This is a genomic window from Tildeniella sp., from assembly GCF_059505325.1.
Genome location: NZ_JCACKI010000064.1, coordinates 18,561 through 44,627 on the forward strand (window position 1 = coordinate 18,561; position 26,067 = coordinate 44,627).

Below are 26,067 nucleotides of genomic sequence, written 5' to 3' on the forward strand. Positions count from 1 at the left end.
CTGACCGCTGACCACTGACCGCTGACCACTGACCGCTGACCACTGACCGCTGACCGCTGACCGCTGACTGCTGACCGCTGACTGCTGACTGCTGACCGCCAGACAAGGATTGAATCTGTAGCTACAGTTTGGGGAAATGGTATAAGCCAAGTGCTGACGGCTAAAAGCTTGACACTTGAATCAGGGGCTTCGACTTATCCTGATGAGAAGCGCGCATAATGCTCCACGTACTAACGAGACATCTTGAGCCAGCCAAAAATTTGACCAACGGTGAGTTCCAGGTTCACCGCTTTGAGAACGGGCAGCCGATCATTCCCTTCATACAGCACTGGCTCTTGTTTTGGCAAAAAAGCAAGAATCGAGCGATCGCCTGGATCAATCAACCAGCCTAAACTGCAACCGTGCTGAAGGCAGTGCAGGATGTTGCCCGTGACACGGTTTGAACCCTGCTCAGGCGAAAGAATTTCAATCGTCCAGTCTGGCGCGATGAAAACATCTTCGAGCAGTTCGCCGCCTGTATCTAGCCCGATTTTACTCCAGGTTAAAATAGCAAGGTCAGGAATAATGGATCGTCCCCCAAATGTGCAGCGCAGTTCTGGAAACGCATAAGCAATTTGCTTTTCCTCAACTTCTTCATTGATTGTGCTGATCAACCTCGCTTGTAATCTAGAATGTCGAGTCTTTGGCATTGGCTTTTGGATGATTGCGCCATTGATGTATTCACTAGCAGGTTTTGTTTCTGGCAGCTTCAGAAACTCCTCTAGCGTGATGGGCTGCTGGGCGGCGATCGTCATAGCTTCAAAGTCTCACTACTTGGTGCAGAGAAATCAGTGCAGAGAAATCACTTGGGCATCACAAAGGTCGCTAAACCGTACAAACATCTTTGAGCCATACGACTTCTTCGGGGCTAAGAGTGGCAGAGAGTTTCGCCACGATCGCGGCGTTGTAGTGCTCCAGCCATTCACGCTGGCGATCGTCGAGGCGATCGCGATCGATCAGCCGCTGATCAAACGGAATGTAGGTGAGCGATTCAAAGCCATACCAGGAGAGCTTGTTGGGATCAGGCTTTGAGTCTGCCGCTGGTGTCTCATCTGTAGGAGTCAGATCCTTGACAACATAGAGATTCTCAAGGCGAATGCCGCCCCAGCCCGGTTTATAAAAACCCGGTTCAATGCTGGTTACCATGCCCGGTTCCAGCGGTTCGCTGACCTTTTTGCTAATGCCATTAGGACCTTCGTGGACGTTGAGAAACGCACCTACACCGTGACCTGTGCCATGTCCATAATCCAGCCCTGCAAACCAGAGGGTCGATCGCGTAATGCCATCCAGTTGCGCCCCAGTGGTGCCTTTGGGAAAACGCTGCATGGCACAGTTAATGTGAGCCTTGAGAACTTCGGTGTAGCACTCGATTTGCTCTGGAGTTGGATCGCCCACAATCAAGGTGCGCGTATCGTCTGTGGTGCCAGAGGCGTATTGTGCACCCGAATCGAGCAGCAAAAAATCGCCAGAATGCAGCACTCGCTGAGGGTTGGGCGTACCATAGTGAACGATCGAACTGTTTGCCCCAGCGCCTGCGATCGTGTTAAAGCTTAACCCTTGAAAGTCAGTTTCCTCGGCATAAAACCGCTCCACTGTGGCTGCCACATCGGTTTCCGTGAGCGCTTGATCACTGTTGAATTGATCGGAAACCCATTTCAAGGTGCGTGTTTTAGCGCGACTTGCCTTCAGATTTGCCTGTTGCATCTGCGTGATTTCGATCGCGTTCTTACGCGCTTTCATGCCCTCGATCGGGTTGTTTCCTTCAACAATTTTGCAGGCGATCGCGGCAGCGGGATCGGTAAGCAACTCATACGTGCCCATTGTGGTGTGCTGCGGATCAAGCAACACTCGATGGTTTGGAGCTTGAGCAACCAGCGCTTTCAGCGTCTCAGCATAGGCTTCATACGGCAGCAAGTTGACCTGCGGTTGCAAGAACGTGTGTAAGTCGGGCGGGATGCGATCGAGGTTAGTAAAAAGGTAGGCTTCGGCGGCTGTCACGATCGTATACGCGATGAAGACGGGATTGTAGGGCACATCCCAACCACGCAGGTTATACAGCCACGCGATCTGATCAAGCTTTGTAATGGGCAGAACGTCTGCATTTGCTTTTTGCAGCTTTTCCCTGACTCGCGTGAGCTTTTGCGCGATCGTCTCGCCTGTTTGAACATCCGGCAAGTAAAACAGCCTGGAATCGGCATAGGTAGGCAGCGGTTCTGCGTCTAACCAGGGCTGTTGCAGGCGGACGCGATCGACCAGATTGCCAGCCAGCGGCACCAGCGACACTCCCGACGGTTCTAACTGCTTCTCAAAGCTGCGAAACTGACTGACTGTAATGGTGAACGGGTCAAATCCCAGCCGAAAGGTAGACCCTGCTTTCGCTGCTTCTCGTCCTAACGCCTCCAGGGTTTCATCCAGCGTCTTTTGTCCCTCCAGACCCAGTTTCGACACCTGCATCAACGCGGGATCAACTTCCAGATCTGCCTGCTCGTAATAGCGCGAATCCACAAACAGCCACGCGGTTTCCTGCCCCACCAGCAAATCGCCAGCCGATCCCGAAAAGCCGCTCAGCCAGATGCGTCGCCGTTTTGCTTCCGGCAGATACTCGTTCAAATGTTCATCCGCCGCCGTGACAAGATAGCCATCTAACTGATGCGTTACCAGGAGCGATCGCAGCGTGGCAAACTTTTCTTGCGTCGTCGTAGACAGCGTTTGAGACGTGACTAAATCAGTAGAAGACATAGGCAAAAGATGAGCGTCTAGTCCGATTTATAGCACTTATGGATGGAATGAGGAGTGAAGAGAGTTTTGGGTAGCACTCTGCGCCGTGTTGCTAAAGAGTTTTGAGTTTTGAGTTCGGAAGTCTTCTCCCCAGCCTCCCTAGCTTCCTCTACTTCCCCAGCCTCCCTAGCTTCCTCTACTTCCCCTACTTCCCCTGCCTCCCCTGCCTCCCCTGCCTCCTGCCCTCTGCCTCCTGCCTTCTGCCCTCTGCCTCCTGCCCTCTGCCCCCTTTCTACGAACCAAGCTTAAACGCATCCACAAAGAGGCTGTAAATCAAGCCAATTTTGATCGCATTCAGGCAGTCCAGCCAGAGCGATCGCGCTACGTCTGGCTTCCGGCGATAGACAACAGCACTCAACAGTTCAGTCAAAGCAGCGAGAGTAGCGGCAATGACCACATCTAGCTGTCCTTGTTGCCCAGCGACCAACGCGATCGTTGGTCCCAAATAGTTGCCAAAGAGCAGGCTAATGATGAGAACGGATGACCGTCGCCACGGGTTACGTAGCCAACTGCTGAGGCGATCGCCCGTTACGTCCACCAAACTATTGAGACGAGTGTTTTGCATTGTTCTTTCCCCTCGATCGCCTGGTTAGCAGTTGCAAGCCCATATTGGAGCGGGTGAATACATACTGGAACGTTTTATCATTAACTGTATCTGGCTGGCTTGAAAATAGTATTGAGAATGCTGGGATCGGCAACCAAAGGGATATGGCGATCGCCCAAGTTGCGCTAGTCTTTTCAAGCTCTTTGTTGAGTATTTTGAATTTAGACCAGGTGACGCAGATTCTGACTTCACCATTACCTTTCGGCATTAAACTGGCACAGTGACTGGGAAGCAAACTTTATGGCTATGGCTCAAACCGCTCCAGGCAGCTTTTTGATTGAGCGTTCCCCCACTCCAATTTACCAAAGAATAACCAGCAATTATCGAAGCGCTCTGGAGCGTTGTCATCATCGAGTAATCTATTTTAACCCCAGCGAATACGCCAGTTTTGCTGACGCGCTAGAGGCGTTATTAAAACTCGCTCAATCTGGAGAAATCGAATACCTTCTCATTTTCGATAATTCATCACTGCTGCGGTTTTTCTTAGAGCAGTCCAACTGTTTTACTTTTGAGCTATTTCAGTCATTTCTGATCTTTATTCACCATGACAATATTTGGAGTAGCTTTGCTGACCACGAAATTGAGACTGGTAAACATCTTTTAGAAGGTTGGCAACGGGTTAAGCATCGAAGCATTCACTTCTGCATCGAATACACTAACTTCATCGATTTGAGGAGCATGGGATTTGAGCGGACTTACTCCATCTTTCATGCCTCTGAATTTGAAAGAATGCCGCTGCCGGAGTCTTATGCGTTTGATCTTTCGTTTGTTGGACATATTCTGCCCGGTATGGATCTGGTTGCTAACTCTTACAGCAACCTGCCTTTCTTTCACCGCATTGCGGCTGACTATTGGTCACGACTGATTGCACTCGATCGCGAAATTGAGCCGTCTGCTATGGCCTATGCTCAATTCCAGCTAGATGTTGACGATCGCCTACAAGAAATCAGAGAACGATCAAATTATCAATATGTGGTAAGTTGCCTATCATTATGCTTTCGGGGAGAGGTAATTCGGCGTATTAATCCCGTCTTCCCAATCAACATTATTGGAGGTGATCCCAGTTATTTGAAAGGGCTTCCGATGAATTATGTGATTCATCAGCAAAATATTACGTATCATGCCCCGACGAAGGATTATACAGAAACTCGTAGTCTTTACACTAGCACCAAAATTAATCTCAATGTCACTGGCATCCACTTTGATCGTGCTGTTGTTAATCGAGTCATTGATGTAGGTGCAGCAGGAGGGTTTATCCTCACTGATCGGAAGGCAGACCTCAAAAAGCTAACCTCAGTTAGCAAGGAAATTTCTTATCGAACTATTGAAGAATTAAACGAAAAAATTGCTTATTATCTAAGTCATGAAGATGAACGTTTAGAAATTGCCAATCAACTGCATCACGACGTTGTGCAACACTGTAGTTATGATCGGCTCGTTGCGTTCGTGCTTTCTAAAATTCAAGCCCCTTTAAATTCTGGTGAGCCAATGTATATCGATTTAGGCTGTGGCATTCATAAGCAAGAAGGGTTTATTGGAGTCGATGTCACTGGCGGCTCTGGGGTCGATGTCGTTGCCGATCTAAATCAGCGGTTTCCTTTTTCCGACAACAGTATTGATCTTGTTAGAGCATATGATGTGATTGAGCATTTACGCGATCGTATCCACACCATGAACGAAATCTGGAGAATCTGCAAACCCAATGCCCTGGTAGATATTCGCGTCCCTTCTACAGATGGTCGTGGAGCCTTTCAAGATCCAACACATATCAGCTTCTGGAACATTAACTCATTCAAATACTATTGCGTTGAGTTTCCAGCATATCTGGAGCTGTGCCAGAGCTACGGGTTTCAGGGTGCATTTAGTGTCGTTAAGTTAGAACATGAAGAAGAAGTTATTGATGATGTGATTCAAGTCAGGGCAACCCTTAAAGCAATCAAAGCAAGTTCTTCCTTGGTTGATTCTCTCTCCGAAAGATTCAATTTGAGGCAGAACAACCTGCTCCTTTGTCCAGACTGGCTTGAGCCAGAAGCGGTGCTTTACCCAGCAATTTTAGAAGTATTTCATACAGTTGCTCGAAATCTTGACTGTAAGCATACTAATCTTTTGATTAGCCAGGGAAACTTTCCGAACGGCGAAGTAACAATAGAAGACGTTCTCTACAATCTCGTATTGTCCACTTTTCTGAACGAAGGAATCGATCTTGCTAATGAAGGTCTAGAAATGACAATTGTTCCACCGCTCATGTTGGAAGAGTATGACGCGCTGCTTCAACGCGTAACGTGCCGAGTGATGCTGCCTCAAGAATATATTCAACCTGAGATGAACACAGGATTAGAAAAAATACCTGCATACTCTCTGCAAACGCTTAGAAATAGTGGGCTGCAACGTGCAGATTCAGTCTGACGGAACCATAAAGAAGCCCTCGCCCTGGTGGTTTGTCAAGGTTTAAGTAGAGAGACCAGGAGTTGATAGGTGGAGAGTGCAGGGGTCGATGGTCGGTCAGCAAGCAAGCTCATCGACTCATATACCCATCTAACCGTTCACTCAAAGTGGACACTCTACCAGGTTGCCAGAGCAAAGCCGTTAAGTGACCGTCAGGGGGGAATAACCTCGACGCGATCGCTCAAGAATGTTCTTCACCCTTATGAACCGAAAGTTGTTATTACTAAGGTAGGGCTATGAATGGCGGACAGGCAATGGCGGGCAAATCAGCTAGGCAAATGAAACCACGATGGCAATTTGCCGTTGGTGTGACCGCAGCGGCAGTCTTATGTTTGGTGAGCGCCTGGGTTGTGTTTAAACGCTTCACTGTTACCGCGATCGTGCCATCAACGCTGGACTCACTGTCAACGCCCATCGGTGCGCCAACACCAGCAGCGAAAGGACAGCCAATGCCTGCCCCAAGTAGCACAAACCTGCCTACAGTAACGCCAAGCAAGCCAGAAGTGCCTCAGTCCGTTGGCAAGCAGCCTGCTGGAGCGCCAGCCACCCGCCAAGGCGTTTTTAGAATTGGTAATCCTACTGGCTATCCAGTTCGCGTGGCGCTGTTGTCAAAGAAGACCTCTAGCGAATCCGCACTGCCTGGAGGCAACACTTCGACTGTAAAAGCGGTCAGTCAAGCCAACTACGAACTTCCGTCGCACTGGGATTTTGCCCCTGAAGAGGGTGGTGCCAGAGGACTGCTGGTTTCGTTGCCCGATCGCACCCTCAAGCTAAAGAAAGGCGATGTGCTAGTTGCTTTTGCCCAGGATGGCTCTGGACGATATTGGGGACCTTACGTCGTGGACGAAACAGCCCTGCCGCTGTGGAATGCTAAAGCCGTTGAGTGGCAGTTAATTTTGCAGCCCTAGGGCGCGTCATCAATTGGCTCTAAAACCCTGCGGTATCAGCCTGATCGCGCCCGCCCCAACACACCAGACTAGGGGCTGGAACCCTTGCTGCAAGTCATGTGTAGTTGTAATTGATGGCAGCCCCTAGAACATGCAATCCCAACGCTTGCAGCTTACAGCCCTGCAAACCACTCGTAACCGAGATCTTCCCAATAACCCTTCTGCTGCGCTAGTTCGCTGACCAGCGTCATACCCGTCACCCATTTGCTCAGCTTATAGCCTAGCTTAATTGGCGATGCCAACCGCAGTGGTGCACCATTCTTAGCCGGAAGCGGCGCACGGTTCATTTGATATGCCAGCACGGTTTGAGGATGCAGCGCAGATGCTAGATCCCAGCTTTCGTAGTAACCATCGGCTGAGTGGAAGTAGACATAGCGCACGTCTGCCTTTGGCTGCGCGAGTTGAATGAGATCTCGCAGCCTGACCCCACCCCACTGCACGATCGCCGCCCAACCTTCAACACAGACATGGCGCATCACCATTGAGGTTAACGGCATTTGCTGAATAGTCGTCAGGTCAAGGCTAAGTGGCTTATTCACAGCACCATCCACTGTGAGGCGAAACGTCGTCTGATCAATGCGAGGGATGAATCGAAACGTATTCTCAATCAATGCGTCTGGTTCGATCGCGCTCACTGGAAACTCTGGTATGAGCTTTTGCGGCTTCAGCAGCAATGCGTCGAGGCGATCGTTCACAGGCATAAACAGCTTACCCGCCACACTTTCGACCAGCGTGAGACCCGCACTGGTGACAATCCAGCCTGCACCAGTCAGTCCAGCGATTCTGAGAAAACTGCGGCGAGGGAGAGAATCGGGGGTATCGGAGGGGGAGTGCATGAGGGTAGGGGAGCAGGGGAAGCAGGGGAGGCAGAGGGAGTAGGGGAGCAGGGGAGCAGGGGAGGCTAGGGAGGCAGGGGAGGCAGGGGAAGTAGGGGAGGCAGAGGGAGTAGGGGAGCAGGGGAGAAGGTTTGAGTTGCGGGTTTTGAATTGCTGCTGACCGCTGACCGCTGATAGCTGACCGCTGACCGCCGTCTTTTCTTCACTCCTCCAGAAACATCGAATCAACCAGCCGATCGCCCCCTGCTTTGAGTGCCAGCCAGGAATGGACGATCGCAAACACAATGACTGTTGGCACCGTCAGGAAATGCACAACCCTGAGCGCAAACCAATCGCCAAACAAGTCCACAATCCAGTAAAACTGAGCCGGTTTATACATGCCGATCCCACTCAAGAGCGCCAGCAGCAGGATTGGGATAATCGACGTGTAAGCAATCCGGTGCCATGCGTAAAAACGGCGCTTCAGACTTTTGCTCTGCTGCAATGCCTTGATGTCGTTGCTGCCCACATATCGATGTTTCCAGCGCTGCGTCAGGAGAACGTATACGCCATACCAGAGCAGATTCAGCGAGAAAAACCACATCGCGGCAAAGTGCCAGTGTCGTCCACCCGCCAGCCAGCCACCAAGCAGACCAACAAACGGAAAATGGAAGCCTTCACGCCCACCAAAAACCGGATTAGCGTTGTAAATCTGCAACCCACTGGTCAGCATGAGAAAGAGACTGACAATGTTGACCCAGTGAAAGATTTTTGCAGGGGGTGCCTGGAGTGATCGACGCTGAGGCTTGACGACAGACGATGAAGTCACTGTTTCGGTTTGTAACGACTGCTCATTCTACTGTACAGCGTTGGGCGCGATCGGTGCTTGACTCAACGAACCACTCGCGCTTCCCGCTACCTCTTTCCCTCCCATACACAAAAACACAGCTTCTATACTGGAGAGAGAAACGGCTTTCTAGAGAACCAAAATGGCTCCGAATCCCGATATTATGCAAGCGGTTGAACGCCTCGATTACCGCGTTACGGTTGGTGATGTTGCCAGTCAGGCAGGGTTAAATGTGAACTTCGCCCAGCAAGGACTCTTAGCGCTTGCCTCCGATGCAGGTGGGCATCTTCAGGTCGCAGAGTCTGGCGAGGTGGTTTATCTATTTCCCCAAAACTTCCGCACAGTGCTGCGTCGTAAATACTTACAGCTACAGTTGCAAGAATGGTGGGGCAAGGTTTGGAAAATTCTGTTCTACCTGATTCGGATTTCTTTTGGCATTGTGCTGGTAGCATCCATTGCGCTGATTTTGGTGACGATCGTCATCATTGTGACAGCAGCAAACTCAAGCCGTGACGGAGACGATCGCCAGGATTCGGGCGGCGGTGCAATTTTTATGCCCAATGTTTGGCTGGGTCCAGATTTTTTCTGGTTTTTCTCGCCCAACTATTACGATCGCCCACGCCAGTACAGTCGCGCACGGTACGACGACAAGCCGAAGATGAACTTTTTAGAGGCAACCTTCTCCTTCCTGTTTGGCGATGGCAACCCCAATGCTGATTTAGAAGAACGTCGCTGGCAGGCGATCGGCACCGTCATCCGTAACCAGCGTGGAGCCGTTGTAGCTGAGCAGCTTGCACCTTATCTCGATCATCTGGGGCAAGGCTACAGCCGAGAATACGAAGAATATATGCTGCCAGTGCTGTCTCGGTTTAACGGTCAACCGGAAGTTAGCCCTGACGGAGATATTGTCTATCACTTTCCAGAGTTACAGGCAACGGCAGCGCAAACCCGTCCTAAACCCGTTGCTGCTTATTTCCAGGAATTTCCCTGGCGGTTTAGTCAGGCTAGTTCTGGGCAACTGACGGTAGCAGCAGCGTTGGGCGGAGTCAATCTTGTTGGCGCACTGGTGCTGGGCAAACTGCTTGCTGATGGTTCTGCTGCCATTGCCCTGGGGGGCTTAGTGGCATTTGTGCAGTCGATTTATTGGGTGCTCCTGGGTTATGGCAGTGCCTTTCTAGCCCTGCCGCTGGTGCGCTACTTCTGGATTCAGTGGCGCAATGGCAAGATTGCTACTCGCAATGCTGCCCGTCAGGAGGAAGCGATGCAGTTGAATCAGGCAGAGGCTAAACTGCGCGACAAAATTGCCTATGCCCAACAGTTTGCCCTCGAAACAGTCATTGGTACAGACGATCTGGCATACACCACAGAGCACGATCTATTGGAGCAAGACGTAGAGCAAGCATCCAAAATTGATGCGGAGTGGCAACGTCGCCTCCAAGGATACAACTAGGGCAGGGGCAGTCATAGCCAGAAAAGGCGATTAGCAAGCTCAGACTCAGATAGGTGTTGGTGTGCATGGCACCGTACGCATGGCTGAGACGTGCAAAAAAGAATCACGTCGAATTTACGGAGAGCGTTGAACTCTTCATTAAATCGATCGCGTAATAGAATGTGTATCGAGCAATACTGAGAGCATCGATCACCTTACAGCGAAGTGTGCGCTTGAAGACATGAACATTCAGCTTGGAGATATTCTGACTGCTGAAAATGGCGCTTTTTATCGAGTCATTGAGTGCAAAGAGGGCATTGTTTCGTTAAAACGCATGAACGGCTACACATCATTTTCTTGTAGCGCTGCGTTTGCTCAAGCTCAATTTCACTCTGTGCAGTCAACGCCTGCTCCCTGTAGCTGCGCTATCTGAGCGTGGCAGCTTGAAGCATTGGTGAGCCAGACTCAACACATTACTTTTGTAAAGAACGTGGCAATTCTGAGGCAACCGTGCAAAATGTTAGGAGCCAACTTGTCAGCCCGTCCGTTTACCCAGTAGCATCGCGATCGTAGCGGCTAGGCACGTCTGACCTGTTTGGAACGTTCTATCGGTGAGCCGCAACGTGACGTTAATGCACCTACAGACACTAGCAGCCTGTGCGCTAGCGGCGATCGCAACGTATGAAGGGGTTCACGCTGCCATAGCGTCTGCATCGACCGAACCGGATGCTCAAACGGCTGTCAGCACTCAGTATTACCAGGACTATCAGCCGCTCGCAGCACCCACCCCTGCGCCAATTACTCCTGCACCGACAGCGCCTGCACCGACAGCGGCACCCACTACTATTCCCGCGATCGGGTCTGATCAACCAGCAATCGACTTTGGTGCGCCTTTATCCTCAACCGCCACATCGCCAACGACTAGCCCATCGGCAACGGACACGCCAGCCTCAACTGTCAATCCATCAACACCTGCGTCGCCAACCTCGATCGATGCGCCCATCTGGGTAGTACCGACTCAACAAGCCACTACGCCTGAAACTGCTCCAGCCAGCCAAACAGGAACTGTAACAGTGCCACCGTTGCCAACAGCAACGCCAACGACGCTTCCCAGTCAACCGACTGCTACACCTCCCAGCCAACGTGCTACCACAGGCACGATCGCGTCGCCCGATTTGGTGGTGACGGCAACCGATGTTCAGGTGGTAGGAGTCGAAGCAGAGCTACAGCAAGTCGTTCGCAACACCGTCAAAACGAGACCGGGTGGCGGTACTAGCGGTAGCCAGCTCAAGCAAGATGTCGCAGATATTTTGGGCACTGGGCTGTTTGCCAATGCCAGCGTGAGCAGCCGTACCAATCCTCAAGGTTTGAGTGTAGTGTTTCAGGTGGAGCCGATCGTGGTGCGATCGCTCCGGCTATCAGGCGCACAGGCACTCACGCTGGATGTTGCCAACCAGTTATTTGGGGCGCAATTGGGTGCAGCGGTTAAACCCACGCTGCTCAACGAAAGCGTCAAGCGCATCAACGAGTGGTACGCCCAAAACGGCTACACGTTAGCGCGAGTACTGACGCTACAACCCACACGAGAAGGCATTGTCACCGTTGAAGTGGCTGAGGGCTATGTCGGCGATGTGCAAGTTCGCTTTGTCAACAAAGAGGGTCAGCCTGTTGATGACAAGGGACAACCGATCAAGGGGCGTACACAACCAGGTTTCTTACGCCGACAAATAAAACTGCAACCAGGGCAGGTATTCCGCGATGATGTTGCGCGCGCAGATTTGCGGCGGCTCAGCGAATTGGGCATTTTTGACGGTGCCAATGTTTCGTTTGAAGGCGATGCACGTCGGGTTGCCGTCATCTACAACGTGGTGGAAGGGTCGGCGCGACGCGTCAATTTTAGCGGTGGTTACAACGATGAACAGGGGCTTTTCGCCTCGATCAATTTTCAGGACAACAACTTTGCTGGCTTGGGACAACGGTTCAGTGCCAACGTCCAGCCTGGCACCTTAGATACCCAGTTTGATGCCCGTTTCGATAGCCCGTACCGCGATACAGACCCCAACACGCCTGGTTATGGTGCGAACGTGTTTCGGCGACAGGGTCTTTCTAACGTGTTTGATGATGAAATCAAGCTGCCAAACGGTAGCCGTGTGCGAGAACGGAAAATTGGCGGCGGTGTTAACGCAACGAGACCACTTGGATCAACCTGGAAAGGAACGGTGGGGCTGAACTATACAAATGTGAGCCTGCGCGATCGCGATGGCAACATTTTTGCCCAAGATCGTCGAGGGAATCCTCTTTCGCTCAGCGGTACGGGCATTGATGACCTGACAACGCTCTCTTTCACGGCGCTTCAAGACTTGCGCGATAATGTGGTCAATCCCAGCCGTGGCTCCGTCGTTACCCTGAGTACAGAACAATTTATCCCGATCGGTCGCGGTGAAGTGTTTGGTAATCGCTTGCAGGCAAATTACGCGACGTTCATTCCAGTGAGTCTGATCAAACCCGGTGCCGATGCTCAACAGCCGCAAGTTGTTGCCTTTAATCTTCAGGGTGGTACCACGTTCGGCGATCTGCCGCCCTACAATGCCTATGTGCTGGGCGGTCCTAATTCGGTACGCGGCTATGGTGCAGGCGATGTGGCAACCAGCCGCAGTTACTTTCTGGCATCCGCTGAATATCGCTTTCCGATCTATCGCTTTTTGGGTGGTGTCGTCTTTGCCGATTTTGCCTCCGATTTAGGCACCAGTGATGAGGTGCTAGGCGAACCAGGTGTGCAGCGGGGCAAACCGGGAACAGGGGCTGGCTTTGGCGTTGGTTTGCGAGTGAACTCGCCTTTTGGCATCATTCGCGCTGACTTTGGCGTGAGTGATCAAGGCGATAGTCGCTTTCAGTTTGGCTTTGGTCAGAGATTCTAGACCAGAGAAGATGTGAATTCAATCCATTAAAAACTGCTGGGATTAGAAACCGCCCGACTGGAAGGGCACAAGAAAAGCTACAACAAGGGAAGGGGTTTAAATGTATGCCCTTGCTGATCTGTGTTCCCTATCGCTCTGATGCATGACTGGTTCCCCTTTCGCTGCCGAACGCCTGCTTTTCACTCCAGCTACTCCAACGGTTGATGCCGTGCCCACAATTTTTGCGTTTCCGAATGAGTACAGCGTTGGTATTACCAGCCTGGGCTACCAAGTTGTGTGGGCAACACTAGCATCGCGTGCTGATGTGGAGGTGAGCCGTTTGTTTACGGATGCTCAGGAACCGTTGCCGTCAGCGCCAGAACTGCTCGGCTTTTCGCTGTCGTGGGAGTTGGACTATGTGAATGTCCTAAGCCTATTGGAGTCGTTGACGGTGCCGATTCGGGCAGCAACACGATCGGACACTCATCCGCTGGTGTTTGGGGGTGGTCCAGTGTTGACGGCAAATCCAGAACCCTTTGCGGCATTCTTCGATATCATTTTGCTGGGCGATGGCGAACTGCTGCTGCACGACTTCATCACTGCCTATCAAGCGGTGCGCCATGCCGATCGCCTCACCCAACTGCGACACCTAGCGCAAGTGCCAGGAATTTATGTGCCGAGCCTGTATGTAGCGACGTATCACAGCCCCGATGGTGCGTTGGAGTCGATCGCCCCTGTAGATGCAGGCATTCCAGCACGGATCGAGAAGCAAACCTATCGCGGTAATACTCTGTCAGCATCGACCGTCGTTACAGAGAAAGCGGCGTGGGAAAACATCTACATGATTGAAGTGGTGCGGAGTTGCCCGGAGATGTGCCGCTTTTGCCTTGCCAGTTATCTGACGCTACCGTTTCGGACGGCAAGTGTAGAGGAGTCGCTGATCCCCGCGATCGCGCAGGGGCTAACCGTCACCGATCGTTTGGGTTTGCTTGGCGCGTCCGTTACGCAACATCCCGAATTTGAGACGCTGCTGGATTACCTTAATCGTTCTGATTATGACCATGTGCGGCTGAGCATTGCCTCGGTGCGAACCAACACCGTCACCCCCAAACTGGCAGCCACGCTGACGAAACACGACACTCGCTCAATTACGATCGCCGTGGAAAGTGGGAGCGATCGGCTGCGTCAGATCATCAACAAAAAGCTGACCAACGACGAAATTATTCAGGCAGCGATGAACGCCAAAGCAGGCGGACTCAGCAATCTCAAGCTGTATGGGATGGTCGGCGTTCCGGGTGAGGAGCCAGAGGATCTCGAGCAAACGGTGGCGATGCTGCGGGACATTAAGAAAACTGTACCAGGATTGCGTCTGACCTTTGGTTGCAGCACTTTTGTACCCAAGGCACACACGCCCTTTCAATGGTTCAGCGTAAATGCTCAGTCTGAAAAGCGGCTGCAATGGCTCCAAAAACAGTTGCGCCCTCAAGGCATCGATTTTCGACCCGAAAGCTACAACTGGTCGGTGATTCAAACGCTGCTTTCCAGGGGCGATCGTCGCCTTTCTGATCTCTTAGAATTGACTCGCCACTATGGCGATTCGTTGGGCAGCTATCGTCGCGCCTTCAAAGAACTACGGGGCAAGCTTCCCAGCCTGGATTTCTACGTCTACACCGAATGGCAACCGGAACAAGTGCTTCCCTGGAGTCATTTGCAAGGTCCGCTACCGCAAGCAACGTTGCTCAAGCATTTAGCGAGTGCAAGGGAGCAGTTCAAGCAACCTGCTGAGGCGTTGAGGTAGAGGCGAGGGGAGAGGAGTGAGAAGTGAGGGGAAAGAAAGTAAATGCAGAATACGGCGGAATACTACTGTGCCTACTGTGGCGAGGAAAACACTACGTTTGTTGATGTTAGTGGCGGCAATCAGCAGTCGTATGTAGAGGATTGTCAGGTCTGCTGCCGACCAAATATTCTCTATGTACGCATTGATGAAGAGACGCTAGAGATTGAAATTGACAGCGAGTATGAAGGGTGAGGCACAAGGCGGGAGGCAGGAGGCAGGAGGCAGAAGCTAATACTCCTCACACCTCACTTCCGCGAAGAGGCAGGAGTCGGGAGGGAAGCGGCGGCACGATCGCGTTGCAAGTTCATCCTCTTGCTTCCTCACTCAGGTGTCGGGATTCCAATTGGATGGCTACAGGTACTGCGACAACAATGTTTCAAGCTGTGGGATCGCGATCGGTTTGCTGAGATAAGCGTTTGCCCCGGCAGTAATAAATTTTTCGCGATCGCCAGCCATTGCCATTGCCGTCACCATAATCACCGGAATGTCTTGCAGCTTGGGTTGGGCGCGGAGTTCGGCAAGTAACTCTAACCCACTGCGATCGCTCGCTAGCTGCACATCAAGCAGAATCAAGCGAGGTTGCAAGCGGTGCACCGTCTCTAAAAAGTGATCGCCATCGCTCAGATGTTCCACTTCATGCCCAAACGCTTGTAAGTAGTCCTCCAGCACGATCGCGCTACAGGTATCATCTTCAACTACCAGAATGCGTTGTGATGTCCACAGTTGGGCATAGAGTTCTTTCGCCGCTGGTGAAGCGACTGCTGGAGAGGGCAATCCTGCCGTTTGAGGATTGGGTAGGTAAAGCGTAAAGCGACTGCCTTCACCAACCAGCGAAGTCACTGTGATATCGCCGCCGTGTAACCGAGCAAGGTTGCGCGACAGCGCTAACCCCAGACCTGTGCCTGCATACTGGCGATTGAGCTGGCTGTCTAGCTGCGAGAACGGTGTAAAGAGCAGGGGCAACTGTTCTGAGGCAATGCCAATGCCAGTATCAGCCACCGTGAAGGCAATCCCTTCAGGCTGCTTCTCGACGATGAGGGTAATCGTCCCCGTTGGCGTGAATTTAATGGCATTAGAAAGCAAATTAATCAGGATTTGCTTCAGTCGGCGTTCGTCTGCTATGCAGGTGCCAACCGCGTGGTCAAACTGGTTGGCTAACTGTAAGCCGCGATCGTACGCCTGTTCGCGCACGAGGGTAAGGCAGTAGCTACAAAGGTCTAAGACATTGATTGAAACCGGGTTAAGGGTGTCTTGCCCTGATTCAACTTTTGCCAGATCCAAAATATCGTTAATGAGCAACAGTAGGTGATCGCCGCTGCTGTGAATGTGGCTGATATATTCTGCCTGCTTCGCATTTAGCGTTCCAAAAATTTGCTGCTCTAGCAGTTGCGATAAGCCCAGGATGGCGTTAAGAGGGGTGCGTAGCTCATGGCTCATGGTGGCTAGAAATTCGCTCTTGGCACGATTAGCGGCTTCTGAGAGCAGTTTCTCGTGCTCTAGCTCCTGCGTTCGTTCTTTAACCAGGTGCTCCAGCCGCTCATAGCTTTGGGCGTTGGAGATGGCGATCGCCGCCTGGTCTGCAATCCGCTGGAGCAATTGGATCTCTTCCTCAGTAAAGACGCGACGGCAGGTAGTAGTTTGTAGCGCGATCGACCCAAAAAGCTGACCGTGAATCAAAATGGGGGAGGCGAGAACAGAGACGGTTTGTGCCTGTTCAAGCTGCCGTTTACGAGCGTCGGTGAGTAGTTCCTGGCTGTAGTCAGGCGAATGGAAACAGCGACGTTGGTAAAAGTCTGATTTGGCATCCAGTAGATCGGGCCAGTCTGCCAGCGGCACCTTAAGACTAAGCTGTGAGACAACCTGTTCGTTTGCCCGCCATTCATTCCGCACCTCTGCCTCTTCTGCAATGGTCAGAATCAAGACGCGATCGACCTGGAACCCTTCCCCAATCAGGTTGGCAATTTCTTGCAGAATATAGTCAGCATCCAGGCTGGAGTTCAGCGTTTGGCTAATCTGGTTGAGCAACTGTTCGCGCTGTGCTTGCTGCTGTACCTGGCGAAACAGTTGCGCCTGCTGAATAGCGATCGCCACCTGCGTTGCCAGTGGCTCTAGCAGCGCAATTTCAAAGGGTTGCCACTGTCGCGCACCAGAGCATTGATGCACCGCTAAGATGCCCCAGAGCTGATTGCCCTGCACGATCGGCACCACTAGCTTTGCTTTGATGTCGAGCTGCTGCATGATTGCTAGATAATCGGCGGGTAGCACCAGTTGGGCAATATCGTTGACAACGTAGGTTTCGCCCCGCTCATAGGTGTCATTCTGGTCTCGATACCAGACTTGATGCAGGTTACTTGCTGTATGAACATCCCACTCAGGCGCGACTGCATCGGCAACCAGTACACCTGTATGGGCAGCATCAAAGCGGTAGATGAGCACGCGATCGGTCTGCAAAAACTGACGCACTTCCGCTACTGTGCGCTCCAGAATTTCTTCCAGGTTCAGCGATTGGCGGATACGCAGGGCGATCGCGCTCAGCACCCGATCGCGCTCAGCTTGCTGCCGGAGTTGCGCTTCAGCTCGCTTGCGATCGGTAATATTGCGCTCGATCGCCAGCACTTCATCCGTGCCGCAAACAACCATACGAGATTCCTGATCCCGTTGTTCGCCGTTGATCACGATCTGATATTCAAACGTTTGCACGTCGCCTGTTGCCAGGGTCTGTGCAATGTACTCTAAGCGGTTTTGTGCTAACTCTGGCGGTAGATACTCCTGAAATTTTCTGCCGATCAGTTGGTCAAGTGGTAGCGCCAGTTCAGCCGTTGTATCCGTCTTACAATCGAGGTTGGTACCATCACGGTGATGCCGAATCCAGAAATCTGGAATGACATGCAGCAACGCACTGGTCTTTGCCTCGCTTGCTCGTAGCGCTTGCTCAGCTTGCTTTTGCTCAGTAATATCTCGCCCGGTGCCCTGAAACTCGACAATGGTGCCCTGGGCATCAAAAATGGCGCGATCGGTCCATTGATGCCACCGCGATTCACCATCGGCAGTAATGAACAGTTGATCGGATGTTAGCGCTGGACATTCGTCGCTGATTGCAGCCAGCTTCTGCCGAATTTCGCCCTGCACCTGTTCTGGTGACAGCAAGATAAAGTTTTGCCCGATGAGTTCGGCGCGAGTTTTTCCATGAAAGCGGCAGTAGGCATCATTGACAAAGGTGATGGTACCGTCAGGCAAAAAGCGATCGATCATCTCCGTTTGATCTTCAACCACTGCCCGATAGCGGGCTTCACTCTGCTGCAAGGCAAATTCTGCCTGTTTGCGTTCGGTAATGTCTTCGCCTGTCCCTTCGTAGTACAGCAGCGTACCGTCCGCATCATAAACAGCGCGGGCATTCTCTGAGACCCAGATTTTTCGCCCGTCTTTGCAATACACTTGTGACTCAAACTCTGCGATCGTGCCGTGCGTCTGCACCAGGCGAATGAATTCAGCCCGTCGATCGCTATCTACATAAAGCTGATGCTGGATATCGGTCAAGCTTGCCATCAGTTCTTCTGGCGAATCGTAGCCATAAAGCTTTGCCAGTGCAGCATTAGCGCTTAAATAGTGACCATCTGGCGTGCTTTGAAAGATGCCTTCGATCGCGTTCTCAAAGATACTGCGATAGCGTACTTCCGCCTGCTGCAAGGCGGCTTCAGTCTGTCGTCGTTCAGCAATTTCGGCTTGTAAGGCTGCGTTTGCCTGCGCTAATTCGGTCTGCAATTCTAGGATCACCTGCGCGTGCGTGCGGTCGGTAAGACCCGCTTCAAGCTGCTGTTCATTGTCATCATCGCAGAGAAATTTTTGCAACGCTTCAAAGGCGGCATCATCTCGACAATATTCACGCAGACTCTGAAATCGTTCTGCCGTCATGAACTTCGCTGAAGTGTATGCATTTACCGTAGCAAGACTGATGTACTTTCGGTGACTGCTGGTCAAGTCTGTAACTGCTGGCGATCGCTGAAAACGTAAAGCTGCTTATGTAAGCCTTGCCTACTGCACCGATCGCAATAAAAAATGATTGACTATTTAGCCAGATCACAAAAGGTTGCCATTGCTGCTGAAACTGCATAAGAGCGATGTAAAACAGACAGCATGACCTTTTAGCTAGAGCGATCGCTGCACTGGTGAGAGCGCTAGATTTCTCTAAGCTAGATTTCTCTAAGGGAATTGCTATTTTAGCTTAATAAAAATTAGACTTATAAAGAATAATGCCAAGAAAGTCTGTACTTCTAACGTAAGCGATGCCTCAAGTTTCACTGCCTGTTTTAGCAGCCAAGGCTCACTCTGGGGACTGTATGATCAGTTTTCCAACTGACACTGTGCCAGCACTCAGCGTGCGCCCCGATCGCGCCGACCTGATCTTTACTGCCAAACAGCGCCAGTTGGAGAAACCATTGATTTTGATGGCAGCAACGATCGCCGAGCTTTGGTCATACGTCACTGGCAGTCCCGCAGAACGTCAAATCTGGCAGCAGGTGGTCGATCGCCATCTGCCTGGAGCCTTGACACTGGTATTACCTGCCAGCGATCGTGTACCGCCCACTATGAACCCGAAACAGCCTTCAACGATTGGGGTGCGGGTGCCCAACCACCCGATCGCGATCGCCATCCTTGCTCAGACGGGTCCTCTTGCCACTACCAGCGCGAATCGCTCTGGTCAACCAGCCCTGCAAACAATGGCTGAAATTGCGATCGCGTTTCCCCAGGTGTTCACACTCTTGCCGTCAGAAGTAAGCGCTTTGACAGCAGACACGCTAAGCCCATCGGGAGTTCCATCAACGGTTATCCGGTGGACGGGAAACAGTTGGGAAGTGTTGCGTCAGGGAGCAGTGGTGTTGGAGGATGAGGGGGTGAGAAGGTGAGGAGCGGAGAAGGCTAAAGTCTAAGATCTAAAGTCTAAAAAGCTGAAGGCTAAAGTCTAAAAGTTTAAGCGGCGGTCAGTCGTTAGTAGCCAGAATTAACTCAAAACTCCCCGCTTCCCTTGCCTCCTCTGCTCCCCATCTTCCTCTCTCCTCTCCCCTCACCTCAAATTAGGGCATCCTACCTGCAAGAGTCTATGATTTTCTGAGACTGTAATCTGCATTTAGCGTAGAGTCATGCATTGGACTGATGTGTTCTGGTTAGGGCTAGGGATTGGACTGGGACTGAGTTGGCGCTGGCGATCGAAGGCTCTGCTTGCTGCGTTGCCCTCTCAGTCGCTTCCTCAGGCAGAACCAAACCAGCTTGCTTTACAGTCGTTGCAACTGGCTTACCAGTTGGCGACTGAGACGAATCAGTTTAAGGGAGGCTTTCTAGCACGCACCTCGCACGAGCTGCGATCGCCGCTCAACGGCATCATTGGTATGCAGCAACTTATTTTGTCAGATTTATGTGATAGCCCTGAGGAAGAACGAGAGTTTATTGCTCAAGCAAATGAATCGGCGCTGAAAATGATCGCGGTTTTAGATCGTGTGTTAGAGGTAGCGAGGCTAGAGCACGGCACGATGAAGCTGGCGCTACAGCCAATTCAGTTAGCGTCATTGCTTCAAACGGTGCATGACTTGACTTACCTTCAGGCAGCCGATCGCAATCTTCAGCTCAAGGTGGCACTGCCTGACCCTGAACTCTATGTTCTTGCTGACCCACAGCGCTTGAAGCAGGTGTTGCTTTATCTTGTGGATGCACCGATCGCCCAAATGCAGGAAGGCAGCATCGACGTGTCTGTCCAGGTGGCAGTAGAAACAGGGTGCGCCCAGATTTGGATTGACAGCGACTGGATCGACGGCGACTCGTTTCCGCTTAGCGAACCGATCGATTGGCTCCGTAAGCCTGCTGCAACCTCAGACATTCCTTCTCCAGGTCTCAGCTTGCTCACCAGCCAGATGCTTGTCTTACTGATGCAGGGAACGTTATCGGTGTTGAACGTGCCCTCAACTAACGAGTCTACCGACGATTCGGAGCGCCATCGACTGCGATTCCAATGCTCTATCCCGCTAGTCGTGCCAGAGCCGGAGTAAGTAGGTAGCCACAATTAATTGTGAGGGAGGGGTTTGGGAGCGTTGCCCCCAGGCAGGGGGTTCCACCCCCTCCACCCCCAAAATCATCTTTGGTTTAATTCGCCCAGTAACTTAGAAGCCTTGTTTCTACGACAGTCCTTGATAGACCGTTTCGGCAACCCGCTTGAGGCGACGTAGCTGCGCCTGCATGTCGTCTTTAGTCCATTGAATAGCAAAGGTATTGAACCCAAAGCGAACGAGAGGATTGGGGATCATGAACTCAAAGCGGTTCAGCAAGCGTGTACCTTGCAGCTCAGGGTTACATTCCCAGCGATCGCGCCCTTTGAAAAAGCCGTTAAACTCCCACACGATGAGACCCGGTTCGCGTTGAATCACCACACTATTGAGCGTCGGCTGCAAGACAGGTAGCTGAATCACAAATCGACTGCGACCGCCCAACTCGGTAGACCACTCGTCGATCGGCTCACAGCGCAGCGCCGGGTTAAGCCAACGATGCATCAAGTCACGCTCGATAAGGCAGCGTTCTACCGTTGTGGCACTGGCATTAATTTGGATGGATTGTTCAAATACCCGTAGCTCGGACATAATTTTCTCGGTCAGGCTTTATTCTTCATAGAGATAGATGACTCAATTGAGAATGAAACTTAGTATGGCTGAACCGTTATGTGATGTTCCTTACATCCCCATAACGTTTTTTGGCACTGAATCGTTAAAGGCATTCGCTTTGGATGTCAAGCAATGGTAGAGCAGCGATCGCAAATCAAAACTCAGACCTTAACGATTATGCGGTATATCTTTAGTCAGCTAGCTTGACCGATCGGTTATTTTGTACGTTTTTCGCTGCATTTGAGGTTGATTGAGGCAATCATGGACGAAATTTCACAGCACTTTGAATATGCATTCAGGATGCAACTACCAATCCTGACAAGTGGTTTGCTGGCGCAAGCTCCACCGCCTGCACCCGTCGATTCAAGCCCGGTTGTTTCCCCAGTCACTCAATTCCTTGCAGCGCTTGGGCTAGGAGCACTGGGTCCGACGGTGCTAAACCTGGTGGGTGCCATTCTGATTCTTGTCATTGGCTTGATCATTGCGTTGATCGTTAGCAAGGTTGTGGCTGGGCTACTCAAGCGCACAGATATAGACAATCGTATTGCTGGAGCAGTGATCCGGCAGCAACCGGGTAGTGAGCCATTCCAGATTGAGAAGCTGATCGCCAGTATTGTCTTTTGGATTATTGCGGTTGTCGCAGTCGTGGCGTTTCTAGATGCGCTGAAGCTGACGACAGTGTCGCAACCGTTGAATAATTTTCTGAGTCAAATCTTTTCCTATCTACCAAAGCTTGGTTCGGCTGGCATCTTGGTGGCGATCGCGTGGTTACTGGCAACGCTGGCAAAAACGGTCGTCATTCGCATCGCGCAGAGCTTTGGGCTGGACGATCGCTTCGCCCAAACAGCGCCAGCGTCTGAACAACCAGTGTCTCAACAATCAGTGTCTCAACTCGGTGCACCCGCACCTGAAGCACCGCTACTGCTTAGCGAGACGCTGGGAACGGCGCTTTACTGGCTGATCTTTCTGTTCTTCCTGCCGCTGGTTTTAGGCGTACTCGATTTGCAGGGACCGCTTCAACCCGTGCAAAATTTGCTGAATGATGTTCTGGCAGCGCTGCCGAAGATCCTGAAAGCGGTGCTGATTGGTGTGGTCGGTTGGATTATTGCTCGCGTCGTTCGAGGCATTGTCACAAACCTGTTGACGGCGGCTGGTGCCGATCGCTTAGGCGCACAATTCGGTTTAAATCGTAGCACTGGCGGACAATCGCTTTCGTGGCTAGCGGGCACACTCGTTTATGTATTGATTTTAATTCCGACTGCCACTGCTGCTCTGGATGCGCTCCAGATTCCCTCGATCTCTGGTCCAGCAACGGCAATGCTTGATCAAATTCTCAGAGCGCTACCTCAACTGTTCACAGCAGTGCTGATTCTGGTCGCAGCCTACGTGCTGGGCAAGTTTGTCGCAGACCTGGTAACGAGCATTCTGACGAGCGTTGGGTTCAATAATATCTTTTACTGGTTGGGCATCCAGTCAACGCCGTTTACGTCTGTGCCACGGGCTGATGTGCCGCCGCCAATGATGGGACAAACCACGATTCAAGAATCGAACCTGTCAACAGCACCACCAACGCGTACGCCTTCTGAAATTGTCGGTGTCGTTGTGCTGGTAGGGATTGTGCTCTTCGCGGCGGTTGCTGCGATCGATGTGCTGAATTTCGCTGGTTTGAAGGCGATCGTCCTTGGGTTACTCACTATTTTTGGTCGAGTGCTGGCAGGGCTAGTCATATTTGCGATCGGGCTTTATTTGGCAAACTTTGCTTATGGTCTGATCAACAGCTCGAACACTTCACAGTCGAAAATCCTTGCCCAAACGGCGCGAATTTCCATCATTGCGCTAGTGACGGCAATTTCACTCGATCAAATTGGTGTGGGTCCTGATATTGTCAAACTCGCGTTTGGATTGCTGCTGGGAGCGGTTGCAGTGGCGATCGCGATCGCTTTTGGCTTGGGCGGTCGTGATGCAGCAGGCGAACAGGTGCGAGAATGGCTGGCATCGTTCAAGCAGAATAGACCGTACTAAGAGCAATCAGCGGTTAGCTATCAGCTATCAGCTCTTTAAGTAACGCGATGTGCGACTTTCCTGAAACGCCTGCTGAGACACCCTCACCTTAGCCCTCTCCCAGAAGGAGAGGGAACTGGAAAGTCCGAAAGCCCTTCTCCCTGGGGAGAAGGGTGGGGATGAGGGCAAATTTACTTGCACATCGCGTTAAGTAAGTGGGTCTAATTAAAGATAAAACCTGTGTAGGTTGGGTTGAGGCACAAAACCCAACGCCCGTATGGGTTACGCGATCGCTTTTCTTGTATGACGGAACGGCTTTATCCATCCTACATTTGATTCCAACCCCCCTACTTATGCCCTTAACGCAACCTTGACGGCTGAGTGCTGAGCCTTAACCTTAAAAATTCGTCAATTGAAAAACTCTCTGCTTAAAACACAGGGAGTTTTTTCATGTTTGGCAATTTGTGAAGTTTCGGTTGTAGACTTTCCGAAATCATTTATAGTACTCTTGTACTAAATACTCCTTTAGAATGAGGATAGTGGTTTCATTAGCAACTGGGAATACACGAGAGCTAGTGAGCCAGCTTTATCATCAGCCCCTTTCTGTAACCCAGAAATTACAGATGCTCGATCAGGGGCATATTGCTTACCCTACTTCATCAACGACTTTTACCGATCGAGGACTGGAACGATGCACCGTCGCAAATCTCGCACCAATAGTATGAAATATATGCTGGCTGGTGGGTCTGTCGTAGCAGCGTTTGGCTTGTTAGCAGACCCACGCGGCTTGTTGCCAACGCCTCCGCCGACTAAAACAGTTTGTCAAGAAGTTGTGCAGTCGAAGGCGATTTTGTCGAGGGAACAGCTCTCTAGACTGCTGGCGGTACCGGAGCGTTCTAACAAAGCGCAAGTACGCCAAGTCCTGAAAGAGCCGTATTGTCAGTTGCCGGACGTAAAGGTTCGAGCGGGCGTTTCCTCTCGTCGCGAAGCCTACCCATTAGCATTTGACTCTCAAACTTGGCTGGTCATCCTCTACGAGGGTGACGAGTATGCCAGTTACTCCTTCAGCTTCCGTCACTAGAATGCACACACCATCAATTTTTATCAGGACATTTGCGGGCATTGCTACGCTTCTACTGTCGCTTTTGCCGCTTGGTTGTGCCCGTACTCCAGGCAGTGACTCGACGATAGATATCAAACTCTATCAATCCTGGGAATTGCAACCGGACGATACTGTTGGCGATCGTCGTGTGCTCGGCGGTCTTGGAGATATTTCCATTGCTTTAGATGGCAATAGTGTCTATGCACCGTTTGATGGTCGCACCCAATACGACAAGCATCGTTGTCTGATCTTCTCTAGCCCCGATGTGCCTGCCTACCTGTTTCGCCTCTGTGGTCTCAACAACCCAAAACTGGGCGAAGTCAATCAAGGTGATGCCCTTGGCAAGGGTAATCTGCTTCGATTTGCGGCGTTACGCAAGCAGCCAAACGGTACCTGGGCGATCGTGGAGCCTGCCAAAGCCATTCTGGAACGCACCTTGAAAAAAACATAGGGAGAGGATTGGTCTCAGATTGCTCGTTGAGCCTTCGGCTATTAGCAGTCAGCGGTCAGCTATCAGCGGTCAGCAGCAATTCAAAATTCGCAACTCAAAACTGCTCCCCTGCTCCCCTGCTCCCCTTGCCTCCTCTGCTCCCCCACTTCCCATCACCCAACCCCTCTGCCCTCAGTTGCCCATGAAATCTCCTGCTCTGATTGCTCTCAGCCTGATTGCCTTTTTCTCCAGTGCGTTCGCTGCCCGTGCCGATACGCTGGCTGCTCCCACTGATAATGGTGGTGCGATCGACGTATCCATCAATACATCTGGTACGCCTAGTCCGTCTGACACTTCCACGCTAGCGAACGCAACCGTGCTGTCAGCCGAGAAGCAGACAACATCGCCTATTGATGCTACGCCAACTGCTCCCACTCCCACCACAGCGCTCAGCTTCGATCCGCCTGTGGCTTCTACTGCCGTTACTGCGCCACCACCTCCCACGCCTCCAACCGTCGCTTCAGCACCCTCAAGTAACACTGAGGCTGACCTTTTTACGGGTGGCTCTGACTCGCTGGTTGCCCGCACTGTGGGACACGCCGAAGGTACACGGACTGCTGATGGTAACAAGACTCGTGCTTACTACGGGCACTCTGACCCCGGCAATAACGTCTGGAACCTGGGCAGTTTTTCTTACCAGCACGGAGCCAGATCGCCGCAAGAAGCCGATGAGAAGCAGCTTCGGCGCTTGCAGAGGCAGGCGGATGTCATTCGTCAAAAAGCGGATGCTCACCGCTTGAGTTTGTCGCTGGAAGAGGAACTCAATGCGATCGACTTGGCAAATCAGGCTCCCTTAGCAGCATTAGACACACCGGGCTATGTGGAGTGGCTGAAAAAAGCGCGCGATCGTGGTCTGACGGGATCGGAGGCTGTCTTGTGGGCACGTACACAGTCGTACTGGAATCCACGGCTCAATCGCTGGGAAGCACCTGGACTGGGCAACACAGAAGGCAACATCAGCCATGATCAGAATCGACGGTTGACGGCGATCGCCCGAGCGCTGGATGTCTATCAACAGCAGACATTGGCACGTCGGAAGGAGGATGAACCGCAAGACAGAGTTGCCGAGAAGCCGCCTGCTGAAAAAGTAGCCGACCAGATTATCGCTCAGGATTTGCCTCAGCTCAAAACCAGAGCGATCGCGCAGGTAAGGAATTGATCTGATTCGTAGGAGGGTTACATGCAGCGCCCC

Annotated in this window: 21 protein-coding genes; 14 read left to right on the top strand and 7 right to left on the bottom strand. The window is 51.8% G+C overall.

Going from position 1 to position 26,067, the window contains the following annotated elements; all coding sequences use genetic code 11:
* Positions 1-230 precede the first annotated feature (230 nt).
* The 3 genes from AC5JO6_RS21380 to AC5JO6_RS21390 all read right to left on the bottom strand — a co-directional run bounded on the left by AC5JO6_RS21380 (position 231) and on the right by AC5JO6_RS21390 (position 3,382).
* On the bottom strand, positions 231-794 hold the full coding sequence (locus AC5JO6_RS21380) for a Uma2 family endonuclease (RefSeq protein WP_496083060.1): 564 nt from the start codon (positions 792-794) through the stop codon (positions 231-233).
* 70 nt (positions 795-864) lie between these two features.
* Positions 865-2,778 (bottom strand): M24B family metallopeptidase, encoded by a 1,914-nt coding sequence (locus AC5JO6_RS21385; protein WP_496083061.1) that lies wholly within the window; start codon positions 2,776-2,778, stop codon positions 865-867.
* A 271-nt stretch (positions 2,779-3,049) separates the two neighbouring features.
* On the bottom strand, positions 3,050-3,382 hold the full coding sequence (locus AC5JO6_RS21390; RefSeq protein ID WP_496083062.1) for a DUF565 domain-containing protein: 333 nt from the start codon (positions 3,380-3,382) through the stop codon (positions 3,050-3,052).
* On the opposite strand from AC5JO6_RS21390, the gene AC5JO6_RS21395 reads away from it, so the two are divergent.
* The 3 genes from AC5JO6_RS21395 (at position 3,382) to AC5JO6_RS21405 (ending at position 6,774) form a co-directional block, all read left to right on the top strand.
* Positions 3,382-3,645, top strand: coding sequence for a hypothetical protein (locus AC5JO6_RS21395; protein ID WP_496083063.1), 264 nt, complete (start codon positions 3,382-3,384; stop codon positions 3,643-3,645). The genes AC5JO6_RS21390 and AC5JO6_RS21395 overlap by 1 nt on opposite strands.
* Positions 3,646-3,661: 16 nt before the next feature.
* Entirely contained in the window at positions 3,662-5,827 is a 2,166-nt protein-coding gene (locus AC5JO6_RS21400) for a glycosyltransferase family protein (protein WP_496083064.1), read from the top strand.
* Positions 5,828-6,102: 275 nt separating this feature from the next.
* Positions 6,103-6,774 carry a hypothetical protein gene (locus tag AC5JO6_RS21405; RefSeq protein WP_496083065.1) on the top strand — a complete coding sequence of 224 codons (672 nt, stop codon included), beginning with the start codon at positions 6,103-6,105 and terminating at the stop codon, positions 6,772-6,774.
* Positions 6,775-6,926: 152 nt separating this feature from the next.
* Here AC5JO6_RS21405 and AC5JO6_RS21410 read toward each other — a convergent pair whose 3' ends face one another.
* Entirely contained in the window at positions 6,927-7,649 is a 723-nt protein-coding gene (locus AC5JO6_RS21410) for a molybdopterin-dependent oxidoreductase (protein WP_496083310.1), read from the bottom strand.
* Between the two features lie 202 nt (positions 7,650-7,851).
* Positions 7,852-8,457, bottom strand: coding sequence for a cytochrome b/b6 domain-containing protein (locus tag AC5JO6_RS21415; RefSeq protein WP_496083066.1), 606 nt, complete (start codon positions 8,455-8,457; stop codon positions 7,852-7,854).
* Between the two features lie 160 nt (positions 8,458-8,617).
* Between AC5JO6_RS21415 and AC5JO6_RS21420 the strand changes: the two genes are divergently transcribed.
* The 5 genes from AC5JO6_RS21420 (at position 8,618) to AC5JO6_RS21440 (ending at position 14,830) form a co-directional block, all read left to right on the top strand.
* Positions 8,618-9,925, top strand: a complete 1,308-nt coding sequence (locus tag AC5JO6_RS21420; RefSeq protein ID WP_496083067.1) for a hypothetical protein — start codon at positions 8,618-8,620, stop codon at positions 9,923-9,925.
* Positions 9,926-10,145: 220 nt separating this feature from the next.
* Positions 10,146-10,337, top strand: a complete 192-nt coding sequence (locus AC5JO6_RS21425; RefSeq protein ID WP_496083068.1) for a hypothetical protein — start codon at positions 10,146-10,148, stop codon at positions 10,335-10,337.
* 199 nt (positions 10,338-10,536) lie between these two features.
* Complete coding sequence (locus tag AC5JO6_RS21430) at positions 10,537-12,822, top strand: BamA/TamA family outer membrane protein (protein WP_496083069.1); 2,286 nt, start codon at positions 10,537-10,539, stop codon at positions 12,820-12,822.
* A 142-nt stretch (positions 12,823-12,964) separates the two neighbouring features.
* The gene (locus AC5JO6_RS21435; protein ID WP_496083070.1) at positions 12,965-14,599 is read left to right on the top strand and encodes a B12-binding domain-containing radical SAM protein; all 1,635 of its coding nucleotides are present in this window, start codon (positions 12,965-12,967) and stop codon (positions 14,597-14,599) included.
* A gap of 42 nt (positions 14,600-14,641) precedes the next feature.
* On the top strand, positions 14,642-14,830 hold the full coding sequence (locus tag AC5JO6_RS21440) for a CPXCG motif-containing cysteine-rich protein (RefSeq protein ID WP_496083071.1): 189 nt from the start codon (positions 14,642-14,644) through the stop codon (positions 14,828-14,830).
* Positions 14,831-14,989: 159 nt separating this feature from the next.
* Here the strand turns inward: AC5JO6_RS21440 and AC5JO6_RS21445 are convergent, their stop codons facing one another.
* Positions 14,990-18,550 (bottom strand): PAS domain S-box protein, encoded by a 3,561-nt coding sequence (locus AC5JO6_RS21445; protein ID WP_496083072.1) that lies wholly within the window; start codon positions 18,548-18,550, stop codon positions 14,990-14,992.
* Between the two features lie 371 nt (positions 18,551-18,921).
* On the opposite strand from AC5JO6_RS21445, the gene AC5JO6_RS21450 reads away from it, so the two are divergent.
* On the top strand, positions 18,922-19,542 hold the full coding sequence (locus tag AC5JO6_RS21450; protein WP_496083073.1) for an L-threonylcarbamoyladenylate synthase: 621 nt from the start codon (positions 18,922-18,924) through the stop codon (positions 19,540-19,542).
* Between the two features lie 234 nt (positions 19,543-19,776).
* Complete coding sequence (locus AC5JO6_RS21455) at positions 19,777-20,676, top strand: sensor histidine kinase (protein ID WP_496083074.1); 900 nt, start codon at positions 19,777-19,779, stop codon at positions 20,674-20,676.
* A gap of 126 nt (positions 20,677-20,802) precedes the next feature.
* On the opposite strand, the gene AC5JO6_RS21460 is transcribed toward AC5JO6_RS21455, so the two are convergent.
* The gene (locus AC5JO6_RS21460) at positions 20,803-21,261 is read right to left on the bottom strand and encodes an SRPBCC family protein (RefSeq protein ID WP_496083075.1); all 459 of its coding nucleotides are present in this window, start codon (positions 21,259-21,261) and stop codon (positions 20,803-20,805) included.
* Between the two features lie 282 nt (positions 21,262-21,543).
* Between AC5JO6_RS21460 and AC5JO6_RS21465 the strand changes: the two genes are divergently transcribed.
* The 4 genes from AC5JO6_RS21465 (at position 21,544) to AC5JO6_RS21480 (ending at position 26,034) form a co-directional block, all read left to right on the top strand.
* Positions 21,544-23,304 carry a mechanosensitive ion channel gene (locus tag AC5JO6_RS21465; RefSeq protein ID WP_496083076.1) on the top strand — a complete coding sequence of 587 codons (1,761 nt, stop codon included), beginning with the start codon at positions 21,544-21,546 and terminating at the stop codon, positions 23,302-23,304.
* A 670-nt stretch (positions 23,305-23,974) separates the two neighbouring features.
* Complete coding sequence (locus AC5JO6_RS21470; protein WP_496083077.1) at positions 23,975-24,364, top strand: hypothetical protein; 390 nt, start codon at positions 23,975-23,977, stop codon at positions 24,362-24,364.
* A gap of 1 nt (position 24,365) precedes the next feature.
* Entirely contained in the window at positions 24,366-24,836 is a 471-nt protein-coding gene (locus AC5JO6_RS21475; protein ID WP_496083078.1) for a hypothetical protein, read from the top strand.
* Positions 24,837-24,855: 19 nt separating this feature from the next.
* A complete protein-coding gene (locus AC5JO6_RS21480; protein WP_496083079.1) occupies positions 24,856-26,034 on the top strand; it encodes a hypothetical protein in 1,179 nt (392 codons plus the stop codon).
* Positions 26,035-26,067: the final 33 nt, after the last annotated feature.

Excerpts from the sequence above, each read along its gene's own strand:
- AC5JO6_RS21380 (WP_496083060.1), bottom strand. The coding sequence starts at position 794 with ATGACGATCGCCGCCCAGCAGCCCATCACGCTAGAGGAGTTTCTGAAG.
- AC5JO6_RS21385 (WP_496083061.1), bottom strand. The coding sequence starts at position 2,778 with ATGTCTTCTACTGATTTAGTCACGTCTCAAACGCTGTCTACGACGACG.
- AC5JO6_RS21390 (WP_496083062.1), bottom strand. The coding sequence starts at position 3,382 with ATGCAAAACACTCGTCTCAATAGTTTGGTGGACGTAACGGGCGATCGC.
- AC5JO6_RS21400 (WP_496083064.1), top strand. The coding sequence starts at position 3,662 with ATGGCTATGGCTCAAACCGCTCCAGGCAGCTTTTTGATTGAGCGTTCC.
- AC5JO6_RS21405 (WP_496083065.1), top strand. The coding sequence starts at position 6,103 with ATGAATGGCGGACAGGCAATGGCGGGCAAATCAGCTAGGCAAATGAAA.
- AC5JO6_RS21410 (WP_496083310.1), bottom strand. The coding sequence starts at position 7,649 with ATGCACTCCCCCTCCGATACCCCCGATTCTCTCCCTCGCCGCAGTTTT.
- AC5JO6_RS21420 (WP_496083067.1), top strand. The coding sequence starts at position 8,618 with ATGGCTCCGAATCCCGATATTATGCAAGCGGTTGAACGCCTCGATTAC.
- AC5JO6_RS21425 (WP_496083068.1), top strand. The coding sequence starts at position 10,146 with ATGAACATTCAGCTTGGAGATATTCTGACTGCTGAAAATGGCGCTTTT.
- AC5JO6_RS21430 (WP_496083069.1), top strand. The coding sequence starts at position 10,537 with ATGCACCTACAGACACTAGCAGCCTGTGCGCTAGCGGCGATCGCAACG.
- AC5JO6_RS21435 (WP_496083070.1), top strand. The coding sequence starts at position 12,965 with ATGACTGGTTCCCCTTTCGCTGCCGAACGCCTGCTTTTCACTCCAGCT.
- AC5JO6_RS21440 (WP_496083071.1), top strand. The coding sequence starts at position 14,642 with ATGCAGAATACGGCGGAATACTACTGTGCCTACTGTGGCGAGGAAAAC.
- AC5JO6_RS21445 (WP_496083072.1), bottom strand. The coding sequence starts at position 18,550 with ATGACGGCAGAACGATTTCAGAGTCTGCGTGAATATTGTCGAGATGAT.
- AC5JO6_RS21450 (WP_496083073.1), top strand. The coding sequence starts at position 18,922 with ATGCCTCAAGTTTCACTGCCTGTTTTAGCAGCCAAGGCTCACTCTGGG.
- AC5JO6_RS21455 (WP_496083074.1), top strand. The coding sequence starts at position 19,777 with ATGCATTGGACTGATGTGTTCTGGTTAGGGCTAGGGATTGGACTGGGA.
- AC5JO6_RS21460 (WP_496083075.1), bottom strand. The coding sequence starts at position 21,261 with ATGTCCGAGCTACGGGTATTTGAACAATCCATCCAAATTAATGCCAGT.
- AC5JO6_RS21465 (WP_496083076.1), top strand. The coding sequence starts at position 21,544 with ATGGACGAAATTTCACAGCACTTTGAATATGCATTCAGGATGCAACTA.
- AC5JO6_RS21470 (WP_496083077.1), top strand. The coding sequence starts at position 23,975 with ATGCACCGTCGCAAATCTCGCACCAATAGTATGAAATATATGCTGGCT.
- AC5JO6_RS21475 (WP_496083078.1), top strand. The coding sequence starts at position 24,366 with ATGCACACACCATCAATTTTTATCAGGACATTTGCGGGCATTGCTACG.